7 protein-coding genes are annotated in these 19,615 nt (G+C 65.0%); 2 read left to right on the top strand and 5 right to left on the bottom strand.

The window, feature by feature from the left end; all coding sequences use genetic code 11:
- The 5 genes from CH289_RS27875 to CH289_RS27855 all read right to left on the bottom strand — a co-directional run.
- Window positions 1-13,230 (bottom strand): non-ribosomal peptide synthetase (locus CH289_RS27875; protein WP_143545155.1); only part of this gene is annotated, 13,230 nt, incomplete at its 3' end.
- Window positions 13,231-13,346: 116 nt separating this feature from the next.
- Window positions 13,347-14,426 carry a FecCD family ABC transporter permease gene (locus CH289_RS27870; protein WP_020113401.1) on the bottom strand — a complete coding sequence of 360 codons (1,080 nt, stop codon included), beginning with the start codon at window positions 14,424-14,426 and terminating at the stop codon, window positions 13,347-13,349.
- Window positions 14,423-15,394 carry an iron chelate uptake ABC transporter family permease subunit gene (locus CH289_RS27865; protein ID WP_019667403.1) on the bottom strand — a complete coding sequence of 324 codons (972 nt, stop codon included), beginning with the start codon at window positions 15,392-15,394 and terminating at the stop codon, window positions 14,423-14,425. The genes CH289_RS27870 and CH289_RS27865 overlap by 4 nt, the downstream gene beginning before the upstream one ends.
- A 177-nt stretch (window positions 15,395-15,571) precedes the next feature.
- A complete protein-coding gene (locus CH289_RS27860) occupies window positions 15,572-16,642 on the bottom strand; it encodes an ABC transporter substrate-binding protein (protein WP_020113400.1) in 1,071 nt (356 codons plus the stop codon).
- A gap of 39 nt (window positions 16,643-16,681) precedes the next feature.
- Window positions 16,682-16,939, bottom strand: coding sequence for an MbtH family protein (locus CH289_RS27855; protein WP_019667401.1), 258 nt, complete (start codon window positions 16,937-16,939; stop codon window positions 16,682-16,684).
- Between the two features lie 233 nt (window positions 16,940-17,172).
- Here CH289_RS27855 and CH289_RS27850 point away from each other — a divergent pair, with 233 nt between their 5' ends.
- Window positions 17,173-18,042, top strand: coding sequence for an ABC transporter ATP-binding protein (locus CH289_RS27850; protein ID WP_019667400.1), 870 nt, complete (start codon window positions 17,173-17,175; stop codon window positions 18,040-18,042).
- Between the two features lie 177 nt (window positions 18,043-18,219).
- Window positions 18,220-19,615 (top strand): condensation domain-containing protein (locus tag CH289_RS27845; protein ID WP_143545154.1); only part of this gene is annotated, 1,396 nt, incomplete at its 3' end.

The raw sequence follows: 19,615 nt of genomic DNA, 5'->3' as shown, positions 1-19,615 counted from the left end.
GTCGGTGCTGTTGTGGGTGAGCAGGATTTGGAAGAGGGGTGTGCGGTTGGTGGTGCGGGGTGTGTTGGTGGTGCGGGTGATGGTTTCGAAGGGTGCGTGTTGGTGGGCGAGGCCGTCGAGGACGGTGTGGTGGGTGGTGGTGAGCAGGTCGGTGATGGTGTCGGTGGGGTGGAGGTGGTGGCGTAGGGGGAGGGTGTTGACGAAGTAGCCGATGAGGTTTTCGAGTCCGTGTTCGGTGCGTCCGCCGACGGGGGATCCGATGACGATGTCGGTGCCGGCGCCGAGCAGTGATGCGGTGATGGCGGTGACGGTGTGGGTGAGGGTGAACATCGAGACGCCGTGCTGGGCGGCGACGGTGCGGGCTGCGGCGGCGGTGCGGGGGTCGATGGTGAAGGTGATGTCGGTGCCGTGGCCGGTGGGGTGTGCGGGGCGGGGGTGGTCGAGGGTGATGATCGATTCGTCGGGGGCGTCGGTGAGGGTGGTGCGCCAGTAGTCGAGGTGGCCGGAGAGTTCGGAGGTGGGGTCGGCGGCGTCGCCGAGGGTGGCGCGTTGCCAGGTGGCGTAGTGGGCGTAGGTGACCGGTAGTGGTGTCCAGGTCGGTGCGGTGCCGGCCTGTCGTGCGGTGTAGGCGGCGGCGAGGTCGGTGAGCAGGGCGGGGGTGGACCATTCGTCGATCGCGTGGTGGTGCGCGATGAGGGCGATGGTCCATTCGGTGTCGCCGGTGCGCAGGACAGCGACGCGGAGTGGGAGGTCGGTGGCGAGATCGAACCCGGCGCCGATGAGGGTGTCGATGGTGGTTTGTGTGTCTGAGGGTGCGTTGTCGCGCATGTCGTCGATGTGGATCGAGAGTCGCTCGGTGATGTGGGCGGGTTCGACGATGTGTTGGGTGAGGGTGCCGTCGTGTTCGACGAGCAGGGTGCGCAGGGGGTGGTGGCGGGTGACGAGGTCGCCGATGGCTGCGGTGAAGGCTGCGGTGTCGAGGTTTCCGGTGAGGGTCCAGATCGTGGGGACGACGTACTGGGAGGCGGGTCCGCCGAGTTGGTCGATGATCCAGAGTGCTTGTTGGCCGTAGGAGGCGGGGATCGGGTCGGTGACCTCGATGTCGGTGATGCGTACTGGTGACAGGTGTGCTGTGGCGCCGTCGCCGGTGGTGTCGAGGGTGGCGATGGTGGTGTCGATGAGGTGCGCCAGGCCGGTGATGGTGGGGGTGGTGAACACTTCGCGCAGGGTCAGGGAGGTGCCGAGCTCGGCGTTGATGCGGGCGGCGACGCGGGTCGCGGTCAGGGAGTGCCCGCCGAGGCGGAAGAAATCGTCGTCGATGGACAAGGGTGCATCACTCGGAAGTCCCAACACGTCGCTGAAGATGCCCGCAAGAGTGAACTCCGTTGCAGTGGCAGGAGCACTTCCACCGGCCAGCGCACTGGTCAGGTCGGGTGCGGGCAGCGCCCGGCGGTCGAGCTTGCCGTTGGGGGTGACGGGGACGGTGGTGATGGGGATGGACACCGTGGGGATCATGTAGTCCGGTAGCCGGTCGGTCAGAAATGCCCGTAGTTCATCGGGGTCGATGGCGTCGCCGGTGTGATAGGCGGCGAGGTATTTTCCGGTGCCGCCGGGGTGTTCGGCGGCGATGACGATGGCGGTGGTGATGGTGGGGTGCTGTTCGAGGACGGTGCGGATCTCGTCGAGTTCGATGCGGAATCCGCGGATCTTGACCTGATCGTCGGTGCGGCCGAGGTAGTCGAGTTGCCCGTCGTGGTTCCAGCGGACGAGGTCGCCGGTGCGGTAGAGGCGTTGGCCTGATTGTTCGCCGGATCCGGTGGGGTCGGCGATGAAGCGGGTGGCGGTGAGGTCGGGTCGGTTGATGTAGCCGTCGGCGAGTTGAACACCGCCGAGGTAGAGCTCACCTGTCACTCCGACGGGTACCGGTCGGAGCCAGGTGTCGAGGACACGCACGTGTGTGTTCGCTACCGGTGTACCGATCGGCACGGTCATTACATCAGCCAGCGCGTCTGCGTGAACGGGTGTGGTGGTGACTTCGACGGCGGCCTCGGTCGGGCCGTAGAGGTTGTGCAGTTCGGCTCCGGCGAAGAGTCGGTCTGCGGCGGCGGCGTTCGCGGCGGGGAGTGCTTCGCCGGAGAAGAACAGCCACCGCACCGACGCCAACCGGTCCGGGTCGGGAGTCGACCCGAGGAACGCCGCGAGCATGGCGGGCACGAAATGCAGCACCGTGACCTGACGGCGGTCGATGACGTCGGCCAGATAATCGGGGTCCTTGTGTCCACCGTCTTTCGCGACGACCAAGGTAGCGCCCACAGTGAACGGAAGGAAGAACTCCCCGACGGACACATCGAAGACGGCAGGTGTTTTCTGCAGGATCCGATCACCGGAGCCGATCCCGTAGTCTTCGGCCATCCACGCGAGACGATTCACAATCGCCTGATGGGAGACCATGACCCCCTTCGGGCGGCCCGTGGTGCCAGAGGTGAAAATGACATACGCCGTATCCGCCGGGGTGAGGGCGCGCGCCAACACCGGCGCCGCACGCTCCCCACGTACCAGTCGTGCCGATACCGCGGGGTCGTCGAGGAAGTCACCGTTGACGACCACCCTCGGGGACGCGTCGTCGAGGATGTGCGCCATCCGCTCGCTCGGGTACTCCGGATCGATCGGCACATACGCTGCCCCGGCCCGTATGACCGCGAGCAATGCAGTCACCAGATCGACACTGCGGGGCAGCTGGACTGCGACGCGGTCCCCCACCCGCACACCACGTTCGATCAACACGTGTGCCAAAGCGTTGACCCGCGCATCGAACTCGGTGTAGGACCACTCGGTTCCACTGTCGTCGACGACCGCGACCGCATCCGCAGATGCAGCCACACGGTCCTTGATGACTGCATCCAACGTCGAACCCGGGACCTCGGACACCCGTCCCGTCGACCATGCCGCCGGGACTTCGCGCGCGAAAGACACGTCCAGAGAAGCGATCGAGCGGTCCGGGTCGGTTGCGAACACCTCGACGACGCGCTCGAGAACTGCCGTGAACTGCGCGGCAACGTCGGCGTCGAACAGATCGGGCCGATACGACAACCGCACCCACGTCTCGGCCCCTGCTTGCGCGGCGAACGTGAGTGGGTAGTGCGTCGTTTCCCTGCCCGACTCACCGAGAATCGTGATTCCGGCGTTGTCCCGGACGAGTTCGAGCGTCTCGGAGTCCGACGGGTAGTTCTGGTAGACCATCAACGTGTCGAACAGCGGCTGGTGCCCGCTCAGACGCTGCAACTCGGCGAGCGATACCTGATGATCCTCGATCAGCGCGGAGTTCTGGTCCTGCACCCGGCGCACCGCGTCGGCAAGGCTGAGCCTGCCCTCCAGCTGCACGACCACCGGAACCGTGTTGATGAACGAGCCCACCGCGTCCTCGACCCCGTCGACCTCCGGGGGACGGCCCGACACAACGGCACCGAATACAACCGTGTCCTGGCCGGTGATCGTATTCAGGAACACCGCCCAGACCGTCTGCAGCAGACTGCTCATCGTGGCACCGGCAGATCGGGCCACATCGGCAAGAGCTGCGCTGGTGTCGGCGTCGAGTTCCACCACGATGTCTTCGGGCAGTCCCGCGACGCTCGAACCAGCCTCGGGCGCAACGAGGGTCGGCTCCAAGACCGGGGCGAGCACGTCGGCCCACCGCTGCAGCGAAGCCTGGGCATCGCGTGCCGTCATCCAGGACAGGAACTTCGCGAACGACAGATCCGGTTCGACCACGTCGGCCGGCCGGCCGTACGCCTCCCACATCGTTTCGAGAAGTCGGACCATGGACCAACCGTCGACGAGCGCGTGGTGAATCGACAGGATGAACGCGTGGCCGGTCCGATACCGCACGACCGTCGCGCGCACCAACGGCGCCCGAGAGAAGTCGATCCGGGTCGCGCGGTCACGTTCGGCGATCTCTTCGACGTCGGACATGTCGGCGACGTCGATGACCGTGACCGGGATGTCCACCGCGGTCGGCACGACTGCAACGGACTCGCCCCCGGACGTGGAAGCAATCGCGATCTTCAAGTTCGGGAACCGCTCGAGCAGTTGGTGCAGCGCAACCCGGAATCGCTCCGGCTCGCCGGCACCGTCGAGGTGGAACACGGTCTGGGCAGCGTAGACGTCGACTCCCCCGTCACTCGACCCGAGCATCGACTCCACCACGAGCCCGTGCTGCAGCGGTGTCAAGGGGTGCACATCGGCCAGCTCGCCATAGATGCCCTCCCAGCGCTCGAGATCGGCCTGCGTCACGCCACGCGCGAGCACGTCCGACGGAGATCGTCGAACCAGGACCGCTGAGCGTGCGTACTCGGCGAGTGAACTCAGTGCCTGAACCCACAGCTCGACGAGTTCGTCGACCTCGTCCTCGGACAGGACACCGGACGCATAAGCGATATCGCCTCTGAGAGTCCACCCGTCGCCTTCGGGTACCGCTGCGATGTTGATATCGGCCGCCGAGTCGATGCTCTGACCCGATGTCTCGTACGCGTCGATACCCGGCAGTTCCGGTGCAAGATCCCACGCCGCGTTCTCATCGGAAGCATCTCCGCCGGCAAACTGACCGAGGTAGTTGAACCCGATCTGTGGACCGCGCCCGGACCCCAGCCGCTCGCCCACCTCGGAATTGAGCTGCCACAGCATTCCGAAGCCGATACCGCGGTCGGGGACCGCAGCGAGTTGCTCCTTGATCCGGAGCACTGCCTCCGCCGCGCTCTTCGGGTCGAGGACGGCGAGAACCGGATCGACATCTGCGGTATCGAGCACCACGGGGAAGAACGACGTGAACCAGCCGATGGTGCGCGACAGATCCGCACCGGAAACGATGTTCTCCTCCCTTCCATGGCCCTCGAGTCCGATGAGCAGCCGCTTGTCGGTCGTTCCCCGTCTGCCGCGCCATGCTCCGACCGCGATCGCCAAACCGCCGAGCAGGACGTCGTTGATCTCGGCCGAGAGCACATGGGGCACGTCGGTAAGCAACGCCGACGTCAACGCAGACGGCACGCGTACAGCGGCCACGGCCGCCGTCTCGGTCGTGTCGATCGCGGGGTCGAGTTCACGTGAACCCAACAGCGGTTCGTCGATCTCCGACGCCGACCAGTAGTCGGCTTGAGCGAGAAGGTCCGCGTCACGAGCACGCGAGGCCAGCGCACTCGACCATGCCGCGAGTGACGTACCCACCGCAGGTAGCGGATCCGTCGCAACCCCGGTTTCCAACTCCCACGCATGGGTCAAGTCGTCACCGATGATGCGCCAGGACACACCGTCCACGACCAGATGGTGGATGACGAGCACCAGTCGCCCGGTGGCCTCGGCATCGCTGGTCACCCAGCGCGCCTTCCACAGCACACCGTCCTGCAGGTTCATCGACTGTCCGAACTCGGCGACCAACTCGCCGACACGCTCGACCCATTGCGGATCGGACCACAGGCGCGGCGTCGTCTCGGAGCCCAGCCGTTCGTCCGTCGCGCCGTGCGGTGTCACCTCGAACCGCCACTGCCCCTCTCGCGCGAGCCCGTCTCGCACCAATCTGCCGCGCAGTGCTGCGTGGTGATCGACAACGCGGCCAAGTACCCGCGACACGAGTTTCTCGTCGGCACCCGCGGGTGTGACGAAGACTGCGGACTGCACGAACGTACCGAAGGTCGGTGAATCCACCAGGGGAACCGCAATCGGCCACAGACCCGACGAGAGCACGTCGGGCCGGGCGCCACTCGCTTCTTCCGCGGCGCGCGCATCGGCCAGTCGGGCCAGCGCCGAGACCCTTCGCGCGGTGAAGACCTCGGACGCCTTGATGGTGACGCCGGCGCGCCGAGCCCGTGACACCACCTGGATCGACAGGATGCTGTCACCACCCAGGCGGAAGAAGTCGTCGTCGACGGAGAAGGCGGCGTCCGCCGACAGGCGAAGCACGTCCCGGAAGATCTCGGTGAGTGTGCGTTCGGTGTCGGTCTCCGCGGCTCGTCCCGAACCACCCGTCGGCGCCGACTCCGGCGCGGGCAGAGCGCGTCGATCGAGCTTGCCGTTCGGTGTCAGTGGGAAGGAATCCACCCGGGTGTAACTGCTCGGCACCATGTACTCGGGCAGGTGTTCTTCCGCGTGCGTGCGCAAGACCGTGCTCAGATCGTCGGTGGCGGTGTAATACGCGGCGAGCATCTTTCCGCCACCCGGATGATCCGCCGCGACGACCGCCGCGGACACCACGTCCGGGTGGATTTCGAGCGCTCCCCGGACTTCGTCGGGTTCGATTCGATAGCCGCGGATCTTGACCTGCTCGTCGGCGCGACCGAGGTAATCGATGTTGTCCGAGGAGTTCCAACGGGCCAGGTCGCCGGTGCGGTACATGCGCTCGCCCGGTTCCCACGGGCACGCGAGAAAACGCTCGGACGTCAGGGCGGCCTGTCCCCAGTAGCCGCGCGCGATACCCGCGCCGGCCAGATACAGTTCACCTGCAACGCCAGGCAGCGTCGGCTGAAGGTTTCCGTCGACGATGTACGCACGCGTGTTGAAGATGGGAGTGCCCACGCTCGGTGTATCGCTGTCGGCAAGGTCTGCGCCGAGCGCGTTGATCGTGTACTCGGTCGGGCCGTACAGGTTGTACGACTCGACCCCGGGAGCGTCGCGCAACTGCTGCCACAACCGCTCCGGCACGGCCTCACCACCGAGCGAAACGAACACGACTCCCGGTGCATCGGACGACACCGATCGTCCCGCCGGACGATCACGTTCGAGCAGGCCTTCGTCGACCAGCACCTGCCCGTACGACGGCGTGACATCGAATCCGTCGACGCGTGTGCGGTCGTAATGCGTGAGCAGTCCGTGGGGGTCGCGGCGCAGTTCGTCGTCGATGACATGCACCTCGTGGCCGTTCAGCAGCCAGAACAGCTGTTCCCACGAGGCATCGAACGAGAACGACGTGGTGTGCGCGATTTTCATACGTCGTCCGGCCTGGTGCGCGACGACACGGTCGAAGATCTTCTCGACATGGTTGACGTACATGTTCGTCAGGCCGCGGTAGCCCACGGCGACGCCCTTCGGCCGGCCCGTCGAGCCGGAGGTGAAGATGATGTACGCAAGGTGGTCGAGCTCGATCCTGCCACCTCGGTCGGCATCTCCGATCGGGCTCGAGTCGAGGGCCGCAATGCGGTCGCGGGTGGCGGGATCGTCGAGGTCGACGCCGCGGGTGTCACCGATTCGGCTCGCGTCCCGACCGGTCACCAACGTCACCGTTGGACGCGCGAGACCGAGCATGTAGCCGATGCGATCGTCGGGCAAAGCTCTGTCGATCGGCACATACGCCGCACCGACGGCGAACACCGCGAACATCGCGATGACCATGCGCTCGTCACGTGGTAGGAGCAGCGCGACGCGATGCTCGGACCGGACACCCTCCTCGAGAAGTAGCCGAGCGTACCGATTGACCTCCGCTGCGAACTCCGTGAACGTCAGAACGCGGTCCCCCGCGACCAGCGCGGTCTCCGCCCCGGACAGGTGGACCTGCTCGTCGAGCAGATCCGCAACCGTCACGGTCGGGACCTCGCGGACCAGGTCCGCCGCGATGCCGGTGTGCGGCACTGCTTCGTCGGCTAGAAGGGCGGAAAGCTGCCCGACCGGACCGTCGAGGTTCTGGGCGAGCGCGACCAGCACCTGCAGGAACCGTTCGAGCAGTTCCAGCGCAGACGCCTCGGTGTACGCATCGTGGCGGTACACCAGCCGAACATGCACAACGGTCTCACCGTCGACCTCGGACGGATCGATCGCGAACGTGACCGGATAGTGCGTCTCGTCATCGACCTCCGTCGTCACGAGCTCGAACTCACCCGGGGCGGCCTCTTCCTCGAAAGGAAGGTTCTGCACCACGAACAGCGTGTCGAACATCGTGGACATGTCGGCCGCGGCCTGGATTTTAGTCAGCGACGCATAGGGATGATCGATCACCTGCAACTGCTCGTGCTGCACGCGGGTGAGCAGGGCTCGTACCGAGTCGAACGGTGAAAAGCTCACTCTCAACGGGACAGTGTTGAACAGCAGTCCGACGATTCGATCGGAGTCGGCGAGCTCCGGGGGACGTCCGGAGACGGTGTTTCCGAACACGACATCGTTGCTGCCGACCAACTGCCCGAGCGTCACGCCCCACGCTGCCTGAAGCACCGTGCCGACGGTGACGCCGGACGCCCGCGCGGCGGCATGTACTGCGGCTGCGGCGGCACTGTCGAGATCGCGATGCAGTTCGCCCGATCCGTCGCGCCCTTCACCGGCGGCAACCCCGGCCGGCCAGACGAGCGTCGGGCCGGACAGCTCGGCGAGGTACGAACTCCACGCGCGGTAAGCAGCGTCGATGTCCTGATCGGACAGCCAGTCGAGGTAACTGCGGAACGACGCCGGCCGCACTCGCGCCGGATACTCGGGGTCTCGGTAGGTATCGAAGATCTCGTCGAGAACGGCACTCGTCGACCAGCCGTCGAGCAGGATGTGCTCGAACGTCATCGCAAGCTTCCACTCGTCGATACCGTGCTCGATGAGTGTGAAGCGAATGAGCGGCGGCGTCTCGAAGTCGAACGGCACAGCACATTCCTCGGCGAGAAATTCCGTCGTACCGACGCCGAGATCGCGCCACTGCGCCAATCGGATGATCCGGATCGGTGCGTCGGCGACCGGCGGGATGACCTGCGCTTCGCCGGACGGCAGGAACGCCGAACGAAGATTGGGATAGCGCCCGAGCACTGTGCGAACCGCCGCCACCAGTCGGTCCGGATCGAGGGTGCCGACGACGCCCTGCGTCACCTGCGACATGTACGAGTTGTGCCCGCCCGATTCACGGGCTCGGACCATGTGGAACAGCAGGCCCTGCTGAAGAGGTGACAGCGGAAGCAGTTCGACGCCAGTACCGTAGCGCGCGCGGACGCTGTCCTCGTCCGCGGCGGAGAGGGTCAAGCGGTCCGCGCGACGCACACCGAACGACGAGCCTGCGCCGGATGACGGAGCCGCCGCGATGACTGCGACTGAGATCTCGTCGACGACAGCTGCCACGATTTCGTCGGCCGGCGTGACAACCGTGGCGTCGGTGTCGACCTCGACCCTCACCGATCGAGTTCCCGACTCGGTGCTCGACACTCCGACCAGTACGCGTACGGCGACCGGCATCGTCGCCGGCCCTGTCACTGCACTGTCGGCATCGGTCGTGAAAACGCTCACCCGCGCGTGCGGCGTCGGAAGGTCGTCGAAGAATGAACCGAACCGGGAATGGTTGGAAAGCCCTGCATAGTCCGCGGCTCGCTCGCGGATCGGCGAAAGGTGTGCTGCAATCGACGAACCCGTGAGATCTGCGGCCAGCTGAACGTCGTCGAGAACAAGAGGCAAACCGATCACAGTGCCGGCGTTCAACGGTTCCGCAACCTCGAGAACAAGATCGCCGTCGACGAGATCGATTGCCTCGAAAGCACGAACCACCGCGGCAACGATCGCTGCCCGCGTGAACTCCGCACCCTCGGCGTTCTTTTCGACTGTGATGGTCGAGTTCTGCCACGCAGACTCCACCGGCCCGCGAGCCGGCTCACCTCCGTCGTGATCGGCAAGTTCGTCGACCCAGTCCTCCCAGAACGGATCGTCGAGAACCGCGGTCCAGACCTCGTCGGAACGCAAATCCCGGTCGATCGAAACCGCGACGACCTCCATCGCAGTACCCGCACGGTAGGCGCCGACGAGGGCCGTCACGACCTCTCGTGCATCGTCGAGAAGCGTGGGGTTGTCCACGTCAGCGGTCAGTTCACCGCTGCCGTCGTCTCGGACGCCCAACCGAAGGGATGCAAGGTGCGGGGCTGCGAGCGTGAGGTGCGTGGTCGCCGCGTGCCATAGCGAGTCATCGCAAATATCGAAGTGTGGCAGCCGAATTCGGAATCTCGACGCACCAGCGGCGGGCGACTCCGTGCCGCCACGAAGCGCCGCGCGAACGAACTGGGCCAGCTGACGGACCGCTAAGTCAGGGTGGCGCGCACCCAGAACCAAGAAGAGTCGAGCGGATTCGAGCAAGCGTGATGTCGTCTCCTCGACGAACAGCTCGCGGGTGGCATCGAGTCCGATACTCAGGGTTCCATCGGGTCGACGGTCGAGTGAGTACACCAGGTCGTACAGCGCCGGGACCGCGTCGTCGACGCTGTCCTCAGCTGGAAGTAGCGGCGCGAGAGTCGCGTCCGCATACGTGCGAACCTCGCGATTGTCACGGAAAGCAGCCATGACCTGAAAGATCGGGCTCAGCCCGGGAATTCGCGTCGGGTTGACGGCCTCGACCACGTGCTCGAACGGGACGAGCTTGTGTTCCACCGCGCCGAGGAGGCGGTCCCGGACGTCGCTGAGCGTGGTCCCGAAGCCGAGCGCAGCATCGATATCTACACGCACGACCACCGAGTTGACGAAATATCCGATGAGATCGGCCAATTCGGGTTCGTCGCGCAGGGTCACGGGAGTACCGACCGGCACGTGCGCACCGGCGCCTTCGTTCCACAGCGCGAGGGACAGCGCCGTGATGACTGCATGCAGCGGCGTGGCCCGATGTTCGATGAGGAGATCGTCGACGGTGTCGGTGTCCGAGCTCGACAGCACTGCCTCGACGGACCGAATCGTACGCTCGTCGGTGTCCCCGCGGGCAGAATCCAGCGGCAGCGGCGTTTCGACTGGAAGGCCGGCGAGCAGGTCCCGCCAGTAGTCGAGTTCGACCTGATGACGGGAACCGGAGTCGTCTCGGTCGCCGAGGACGTCGCGGTGCCACACCGCGAAGTCGGCGTACTGGACCGCGAGTGGTTCCAGTGGTTCGCCGATGTAGAAGGCCGTCAGGTCGCGGATGAACGGCCCAACCGAATTCTCGTCGGTGACCATGTGATGCGCATGTGTCACCAGCACATCGCCGTCTTCGTGTCGCAACAGCGTGAACTGCATTCCGAAGTCGGTCGCCAGATCCAGCGGCGCAATCAGCAGTTCGCCGATGCGGGCGTCGAGGTTGCTGCGCTCGATCTCCTCGATTCCCAGCCGGCCCTGCCGAGCCTCGTGCACGACTTGAATCAATGACGACGATTCTTCGTCGAAGACGAAGGTGGTGCGCAGTACTTCGTGTCTTTCGACCAGGAGGTGAATTGCCTGCTGCAGCGCATCGAGGTCTGCGCGACCCCGGAACTCGCGATCCTGGAACTCGCGATCCTGGAACTCGCGATCCTGGAACTGCAGTGCCTCGACCGTGCGGTAGATCGTCCGGTCCGTGACTCGCTCGGCCAGCCACAGCGATTGCTGGCCGAACGACATCGGTATCTCGTCGGGTCGCTCGACGTCACCGACCCGCACCACCGGCGGAGAGACGCGTGATGCATCCCCGACGACCCGAGCCAGTTCGGCGATAGTCGGATTGTCGAAAACTTCACGCAGAGACAACGACACGTCCATGGCCGCAATCACTCCGGAGACCACGCCGCTCGCGAGCAGCGAATGGCCACCCAATCGGAAGAAGTTGTCGTTGACGCTGAGCACGACGTCGTCGCCGAGATGTAGAACCTCGGAGAACACACGCGCAAGAGTGTGTTCGGCTGCAGTCTCCGGCAACTTACCGCCGAGGCCCGCGCCCGCTCCGAGATCAGGAGCAGGTAGCGCCCGACGATCGAGTTTTCCGTTGACGGTCACCGGAAACTCACTCAGTACGGTGAAAGCCGAGGGGACCATGTACTCGGGCAGCGTGCTTACGGCATGCGCCCGAAGTACCTCGACGAAGTTCGCGGTCGAGTCTCCTGTAGCAGTGACGTAGGCGGCGAGGAACTTGCCACCCGCCGGGTGATCCAACGCGAGCACCGCTGCGCGTCGAACATCGGGGTGCGCCGAGATCGCGACTTCGACTTCTTCCAGCTCCAGTCGTTGGCCCCTGATCTTGACCTGATTGTCGGCGCGACCGAGGAACTCGAGCATTCCGTCCTCGGTCCACCGCGCGAGGTCACCGGTGCGATACATGCGCGAGCCGTCGGCATCGAACGGGTTTGCGACGAAGCTACCGGCTGTGAGCAGCCCACTGCCGACATACCCACGGCCCAACAAGAATCCGGCTGCGTACAACTCGCCGCCGGTGCCGATCGGAGTCGGTTCGAGGTCCTCGTCCAGGACATAGAGCTGGGTGTGTGGATTGGGACGACCGATCGACGTCGCGATTCGCTCGGCCCGCTCTCGGTAGATGACGTGCGAGACACCGATCGTCGCTTCCGCAGGGCCGTATCCGTGGTAAAGCGTCGTCGTCAGCTGATCACGGAACCGGCTGAAGAGATCGGGGGTGAGGACTTCACCGCCACACCACACGTGCCGGACGCCTTCGAGCGCCGACGCGCCGCGTGCCGACCGTTCGAGGTCGAGCACGAGGAGCGCATCGAGCATCGATGAGACGAGATACAGATACGTGACCTGCTCGCGCGCGATGAGGTCGAGCAGATAGTCGGGGTCTTTTTCACTGCCGTTCGCCGCAACGACGACACGTCCACCGGACACGAGCGGAAGCAGAATTTCGTTGACGGAGATGTCGAAGGCCAGGGGTGCCTTGAACAGCGACGCATCGTCGTTGCCGAACATGAGCACGTGGTCTCGCTGCCACGTCAGTCGTTCGCAGATCGCCTCGTGTCGGATCATCGCGCCCTTCGGCGTTCCGGTCGATCCCGAAGTGAAGATCACGTACGCGAGCTGAGAGCCGTCGAGCTCGAGGTTCGGTGCAACGGAGGAGAATTCGCCGTACTGCCAGTCCTCGAGGTCCACCTCGATCGATTCCACCGGTAGCGACGGCTGGTCCTGGGCCGAGACGACTGCGATCCGCGCTGCCGAGTCCGCGATCACGCGGTCACGGCGAGCCGCGGGCCACTGCGGGTCGACCGGCACGAACGCACCGCCGGCAGTCATGATGGCCAACGCGGCCACGACCATCTCGGCCGATCGCGGCAGGCAGATTCCGACGACCCCTTCGGTGTCGAGCCCGGAGCCGAGCAACCGGTGCGACAGCTGCGCGACCTTCTCGGACAGTTCGGAAAAGGTGAGTCGGCGGTCACCGTCGACGAGAGCGACAGCATCCGGGGTTGCGCGAGCCGCCGCCGCGAACAGCTCCGGAACAGTCGCGGTCACTGCGGGAGATGTGTGGTCGTTCCACCGTTGATGCAGCTCGGCGATATCGACGGGCGCGGTCATACTTCTCCCTGAGTTAGCTTAGCCAAACCTATTGTTTTTCTACTGTGGTGCTTGCCGGGGTGTGGTGTCAAGCCGATAGCCAGTGGCCCAACTCGGTACCTTCGAGGACACCGATCTCAGCGACGACGACGTACCTCCCGGATGAGCAACCACACCAGGTATCCGCCTCCCGCGACCACGGTCACCACACCGACCGGCAACTCGACGGGCAGTAGATTCTGCGCCGTGACGTCCGCGGCAGCGAGCAACAATGCGCCCGTGAACGCCGCAGGCGCGAGGGTGACGCCCGGGCTACGAGCCAGTCGACGGGCGATTTGCGGCGCCGCGAGCGCGACGAACACGATCGGGCCTGCAGCAGCGGTCACGGTCGCGGTGAGCGCTACACCTAGTACGAGCACGACGACGCGCACACGTTCCACACGCGCACCTGTAGCCCGAGCGGCGTCGTCACCGAGTTCGAGTTGTTTGAGTGCCGGTGAAAACACGGCAAGCACGCCGAAGAGCAGAAGGATGACGCCGCTGCCGATCAGCGCTTGACCCCAACTCGTGCCGGTGAGCGATCCGGCACCCCACGCGGCGGCGCTCATGGCAACCTTGAGTTTCGCGTTCAGCATCAACCAGGTATTGAGGGAGGTCAGCATCGCAGAAATCGCGATTCCGACGATGATCAGCCGAAAGCCCTGTACCCCACCCCGCCACGCGAGGAGGTAGACGACGACTGCTGTCGCGATACCACCGATCAGTGCCCCTGCGGCCAACTGCAGATACGAACCGTGGATCAAGATGATCACGACCAACGCGCCGGAGTAGGACCCCGCGCTGAATCCGATGATGTCCGGTGACGCCAGCGGGTTGCGGATCAGCGATTGAAAAGCCGCGCCGGATACCCCCAATGCAGCGCCGAACACGACCGCCGCGACTGCCCGCGGCGCCCGCCATTCGACGACGACTGTGCGAGCGAAACCGGCTTCGGGATCTCCGGTGACAGCAGCCCACACTTGGGCGAGGCTCAGCGGGTAATCGCCGAGAGTCAAGGCCCAAACCGTCACCGCGAGAGTCGCAATCGCCAGCACTGCGCAGACGAGGACACTTCTGCCGTGCCAGCGTGTGGCCCAACCGCCGGTGCGTACCACGAGCGTGCGGTGTCCGAAATCCACCTGCCGTTCGGTGGCGGTCTCGAGACCTGTTGAACTCACAGGCCACTCACCTTTGCTCGGCGGACAAGATAAATGAGCACCGGGGCGCCGACGAATGCAGTCACGATGCCGACCGGGAACTCACCCGGCCGGATGACGACGCGTCCGACGATGTCGGCGGCCAGCAGCAGTGATGGTGCGAGAACGAGCGTGTAGCCGATGATCCAGCGCTGGTCAGGACCGACGATCCACCGCGCCACGTGCGGAATCATGAGGCCCACGAAACCGATCGGGCCGGCGATGGCGGTCGCTCCGCCGGCCAGCAGCGTCACCGCGATGATCACGATCACGCGTGTGCGATTGACGTGTGCGCCCAGCGCGCTCGCCAGGTCGTCCCCCAGTGCGATGGTGTTCAGTGAATTGGCAGCGATTGCGGCCAGCACCACTCCGACGATCAAGAACGGAAGCACCGGCAACAGAACGTCCCAGCCTCGATCGACGAGGCTGCCTGCGTACCAACTGCGCATCTGGTCGAACGTCTTGGGATCGGTGAGAACCCAACCGGTAACGATGCCGGACAGGACCGCTCCGAATGCGACACCCGCCAGCGTCAGGTGAACCGGGTCTGCTCCACCGCGCCCCATCGAACCGATCACGTAGACAACGACGGTGACGACCAATGCGCCGAGGAAAGCGAACCAGACGTACCCACTGACGGTGGTCACACCGAACACTGCGATGCCGACGACGACGAAGAATTCGGCGCCGGCGTTGACTCCGAGAATTCCCGGATCGGCGAGCGGATTACGCGTCAGAGCCTGAATGAGTGCACCGGACACCCCGAGCGCGACGCCGACGGCGAGACCCACTGCGGTTCGCGGAATGCGCATGTCCCACACGACGTAGGCGTCGCCTTTGCCGGTGTTGTGCAGGAGTGAGTCGAACACCACCGACAGCGGGATGTCCTTCGATCCGACGGCGATGCTCAGGAGCACCAGGACGACGAGTGAAGCGATCGCGATGAACAATCCGATCGCGCGCCGCCCGACGCTCGTGGACGCCGTTGCACGGCGAACCCCCTCCGGCGTTTCAGCAGGCGGAGGAGCATGACCGGTTCGTGTTGTCACTCGATTCGCTTTCTTGTGGTGGACACACGTCCAGCCGCCTCGTGCGCTACGAGGCGGCTGGACGAAGATGGGTCCGGCCTATGCGCCCGTGTTGAGCGCCGATGCCTCCAACTGCGGGACGACCTCGTCGACCCACCACTGCACGCTCGAGGGAGTCGGCGGATTCACCGCAAGCCACTGCGGACCGTAGAGGTAGACGAGCGTCCCGTTCTTCGCGGCAGCAAGCTCGGGAACTCGGGGATCGGCCTCGAACGCTGTCCTGAACGTGTTTTCCGGGTCGGCGTACTCGTGAGTGACGATGAACACGACGTCAGCGGAGAACTGGTCGATGTTCTCGAGCGAGTACTTGGGTGCGTTCGCCGCGACACTGTCGCCCTCGCCTGTCGGTTGCCCGTCTCCGGGCGTCAAGCCAAGAGCCTCGATGGGTTCGTTCGCATACTCGGTGAGCCACAGCTGCTGATCGTCTCCGTCCAGCACTCCCAGCTGGAACGTCTTACCTTGCAGGCCAGGTAGTTTCGCAGCGGCCTCGGACAATGTGGCCTCGTACTTGGCCTCGGTCTCGTCGACGATCTTCTCGTCGTGCCCGGTGAGCGCCGCAAGAGACGCCAGATTGTCCTGCCAGCTGGTGTCGCCGCCTTCGTCCTGCGTTTCCAAACCGACATAGGTGGGTGCGATGGAAGAAAGACGATCGTAGAGCTGCTCGTCGGCGCTCCAGACACTCGTGAGGATCAGGTCCGGATTCAATGCGGCGATCGCCTCCGGCGAATCCGTACCTTCCGCGGTGTAGAGGTCCGCGTTGAAATCGCCGTCGTACAGACCCTGCAACCATGGGTAGTCATCGAGGTCGGACGCTTCCCCCGACACCGCGATCGGCTTCTCGCCCAGGACGTCCAGCAGTCCGATCCAGTCGGTTCCTACAGCGACGATCCGCTCGGGCTTCTCCTCGACGGTGACGTCACCGTAAGCGGCGTCGATCGTGACCGGGAACGCACCGTCGCTCGACGCACTGTCGCTCGACGCACTGTCGCTCGACGCGCCGTTCGTGGCACCGTCGGACGAGTCGCTCGAGCAACCCGCGAGCACCAAACCGACACTGACCAACCCGGCCAGCAATGCTGTCGCGCGCCTAGGCGCGGCAAGCGTTTTCATAGACGTTCCTCTCGTGTACTTCGATGGTTCGATGTTCGGTCAGACGTTCACGGATGCCGTGACGTCACCGGTCTCACGCCGTGCGATCACGTCGCGGAGCGATTTGGGACGCAGGTCGGTCCACGTTCGTTCGATCCACTCGAGCACCTCCGCGCGTGGTGCACCGTCGGGGGCTCCGTGAGCGATCGCCCATCCACCCGGGACCGGCTTGAAGGTGGGCCACAGCGAGTACTGCTCTTCATGGTTGACGAGCGCAAAGAACCGGCCCTGGTCGTCGTCGAACGGGTTGTTCGCCACATTTCTCCTTCGGTTCGAGCGCAGTTACTCGGCGTTGCCGCACGGACGGTCACCGACGGACGTGCTCGTATGGCGACATATCGCAGCGAACAGTAGCAACAAAGATCAGTTAAGGCTAGGCTACCTTCAGCACTGCACGCTCGCCTGGGTCCGAGCTCGCCGGATCCGCTCGTCCGGGCAGAGCTGATCTCGAAAGCGCAAGGCCGCCAGGCTCATATAGAAAGACCGGACGATTGCCGAACACGACCACCCACCAAGTCGGTCCATCCACGTCGCCTGGCCCAGCCCCCACACCGGCGTCCACCGACCGACTCAGCGTCGATTCCGCCACGATCGGTTACGACCGACGAGTCATCTCCGAGCAACTGAGCGTGTCGATTCCCGACCAGTCGTTGACCGTCATCGTCGGACCGAACGCGTGCGGCAAGTCGACACTGCTGCGTGCACTGTCTCGGCTCATCAAGCCGAACTCCGGGCAAGTGATTCTCGATGGGGCGGACATTCGCTCGTACCAGACCAAGGAGGTCGCCCGCCGCATCGGCCTGTTGCCGCAAAGCGCTCTCGCGCCGGACGGGATCACCGTTGCCGACCTGGTCAGCCGCGGCCGGTTCCCGCATCAGAAGCTCCTTCGGCAGTGGACCGCGTCCGACGAGGCGGCAGTACTGACGGCAATGGACGCGACAGGCGTCACCGAACTCTCCGGACGACCGGTCGACGAACTGTCCGGCGGACAGCGCCAACGTGTCTGGGTTGCAATGGCTTTGGCGCAAGAGACCGAAATCATGCTGCTCGACGAACCGACCACCTTCCTCGACATCGCCCACCAGATCGAACTCCTCGAGCTGTTCACGGACCTGAATCACCTCGGCCGGACGCTCGTCGCGGTACTGCACGACCTCAACCATGCGGCCCGGTACGGAACCCACCTCATCGCAATGAAGGACGGCTCCATCGTTGCCGAGGGTGCGCCGTCGGACATCGTCACCGCCGACCTCGTACACGAGGTGTTCGGACTCGAGTGCATCGTTCAACCCGACCCGGTCACGGGCACACCGGCGGTCACACCGCTGGGCCGCCGGCGCATCCCGCACACGGCTGAGTAACCTCCGACCTCTTCGTGACCTCGGCGGCACCGCCTACCTGTCGCCGATCGACACGACGCGCTTTCATCCGGGCCGTGCCCGTGGGACGGCCCGCTGCGTCCGCTGCCGCTCCTCCGCGCAAAACTCGGGATCCTACTGTTAGGTTAGGCTAAGCATTTCCTAGAGAAGGAGTTCGGTGTGATCGAGGTTCGTCTTCCGCTGACGTCTGCGCAGTTGGGCGTTTGGACCGCTGAGCACGTCACACCAGGCGCCGACGCCTTTCGAATCTCCCAACTGATCTGGCTCGACGGCGACATCGACACCCCGCTCCTGGAGCGCGCAATCGGCGTCGCAACCTCCGAAGCAGACGTCCTCGGCCTTCGCCCCGTCGAGGGCGCCGACGGCCTACCGATGCTGCATCGGGAGATCGGGGGTGTCGGTACGACGACCGTGGTCGAGCACGATCGACCGGATGACCGGATCCGCGCCGAAGCGTGGACGAGGTGCCACGAATGCGGCGCAGGCGACGACCGATTCGAGTCGGTGTCGGTGATCCATCGCCGGGCCGACGGCTGGGCGTGGGAGTTCGCCACCCATCACCTGCTCCTCGATGCTTACGGCCTCGGATTGGTGACTCGCCGCGTCGCCGAGGTGTACACCGCACTCGTCGGGAACGAGCCGATCCCGCCGCGATGGTTCGGGGCGTACTCCGAACTCGAAGAATCGCGCGACACGAACCTCGACGACCATTGGGTGCAACGATTCGAAGCCGTCGACGACATCACTCCGGTCACCTTCGATGCGTCCCGACAGTTCTTCCTGACCGACGCTCGAACACACGTCGTCATCCCGGCGGACGTGGCCGAGTCGATCGATCAGTTGGCTCGTGATGCCCGCGTGAACTGGTCCGATGTTGTCGCCCTGGGCTGGGGCCTGTACACCGCATCCCTCGTCGGCCGTGATGCGTTCGCCGTGCGATTCCCGCAGATGAACCGATCCGGGCGACCCGCCCTGACGACTCCGGCAATGCTCGTCGGCGCAGCCCCCGTGGTCTTTCGTCCGAACCCGTCGGCAACCGTGCGCGAACTGCTGCAGCAGGTGAACAGTGAACTGCGAACCGCTGCACGTCACGTCGCAGCTGGGGAGAAGCTGGCTCACATCTGGCCGAACGGGCCGGACGACTACCAGGCGATTCCGCAGCTGAACATCAAGGCATTCGACTACAACCAGTCCTTCGGCGCGATCCGTGGGCGTCAAGAGACGATCGCCAGCGGACCGGTCGGGTTCCTCGACCTCATGGCGTATCGCGATTCGGTCCACGGATTCCTTGTGGACTTGGCTACGAGCGATCCTGCACTAGCGGCTTCCGGAGTGGTCGACACAGCGAATGGATTCGTGCAGTTCCTCGGTCGACTCGGGGCCGCTCCAGATACTCGGATCGCGTCGGTGAGGGTGATCGATGCTGAGCTGGCGCTCTCGGCGGGTCCGGTTGTGTCGGTGGCGGATTCGACGGTCGATGCGGTGATTCAGCAGCGAGCGAGTGTGTCTGCTGACGCGCTTGCCGTCATCGACGACACCGGAACGCACTGGTCGT

Origin of the sequence: Rhodococcus sp. RS1C4 (assembly GCF_002258225.1) — a bacterium.
Classification (GTDB): Bacteria; Actinomycetota; Actinomycetes; order Mycobacteriales; family Mycobacteriaceae; genus Rhodococcoides; species Rhodococcoides fascians_E.
Note: the sequence above shows the minus strand (reverse complement) of the source record. Positions and strands in the feature narration are given on the sequence as shown.

Bases quoted from the DNA above. Each gene is read 5' to 3' on its own strand.
- CH289_RS27860 (WP_020113400.1), bottom strand. From the start codon at position 16,642: ATGAAAACGCTTGCCGCGCCTAGGCGCGCGACAGCATTGCTGGCCGGG.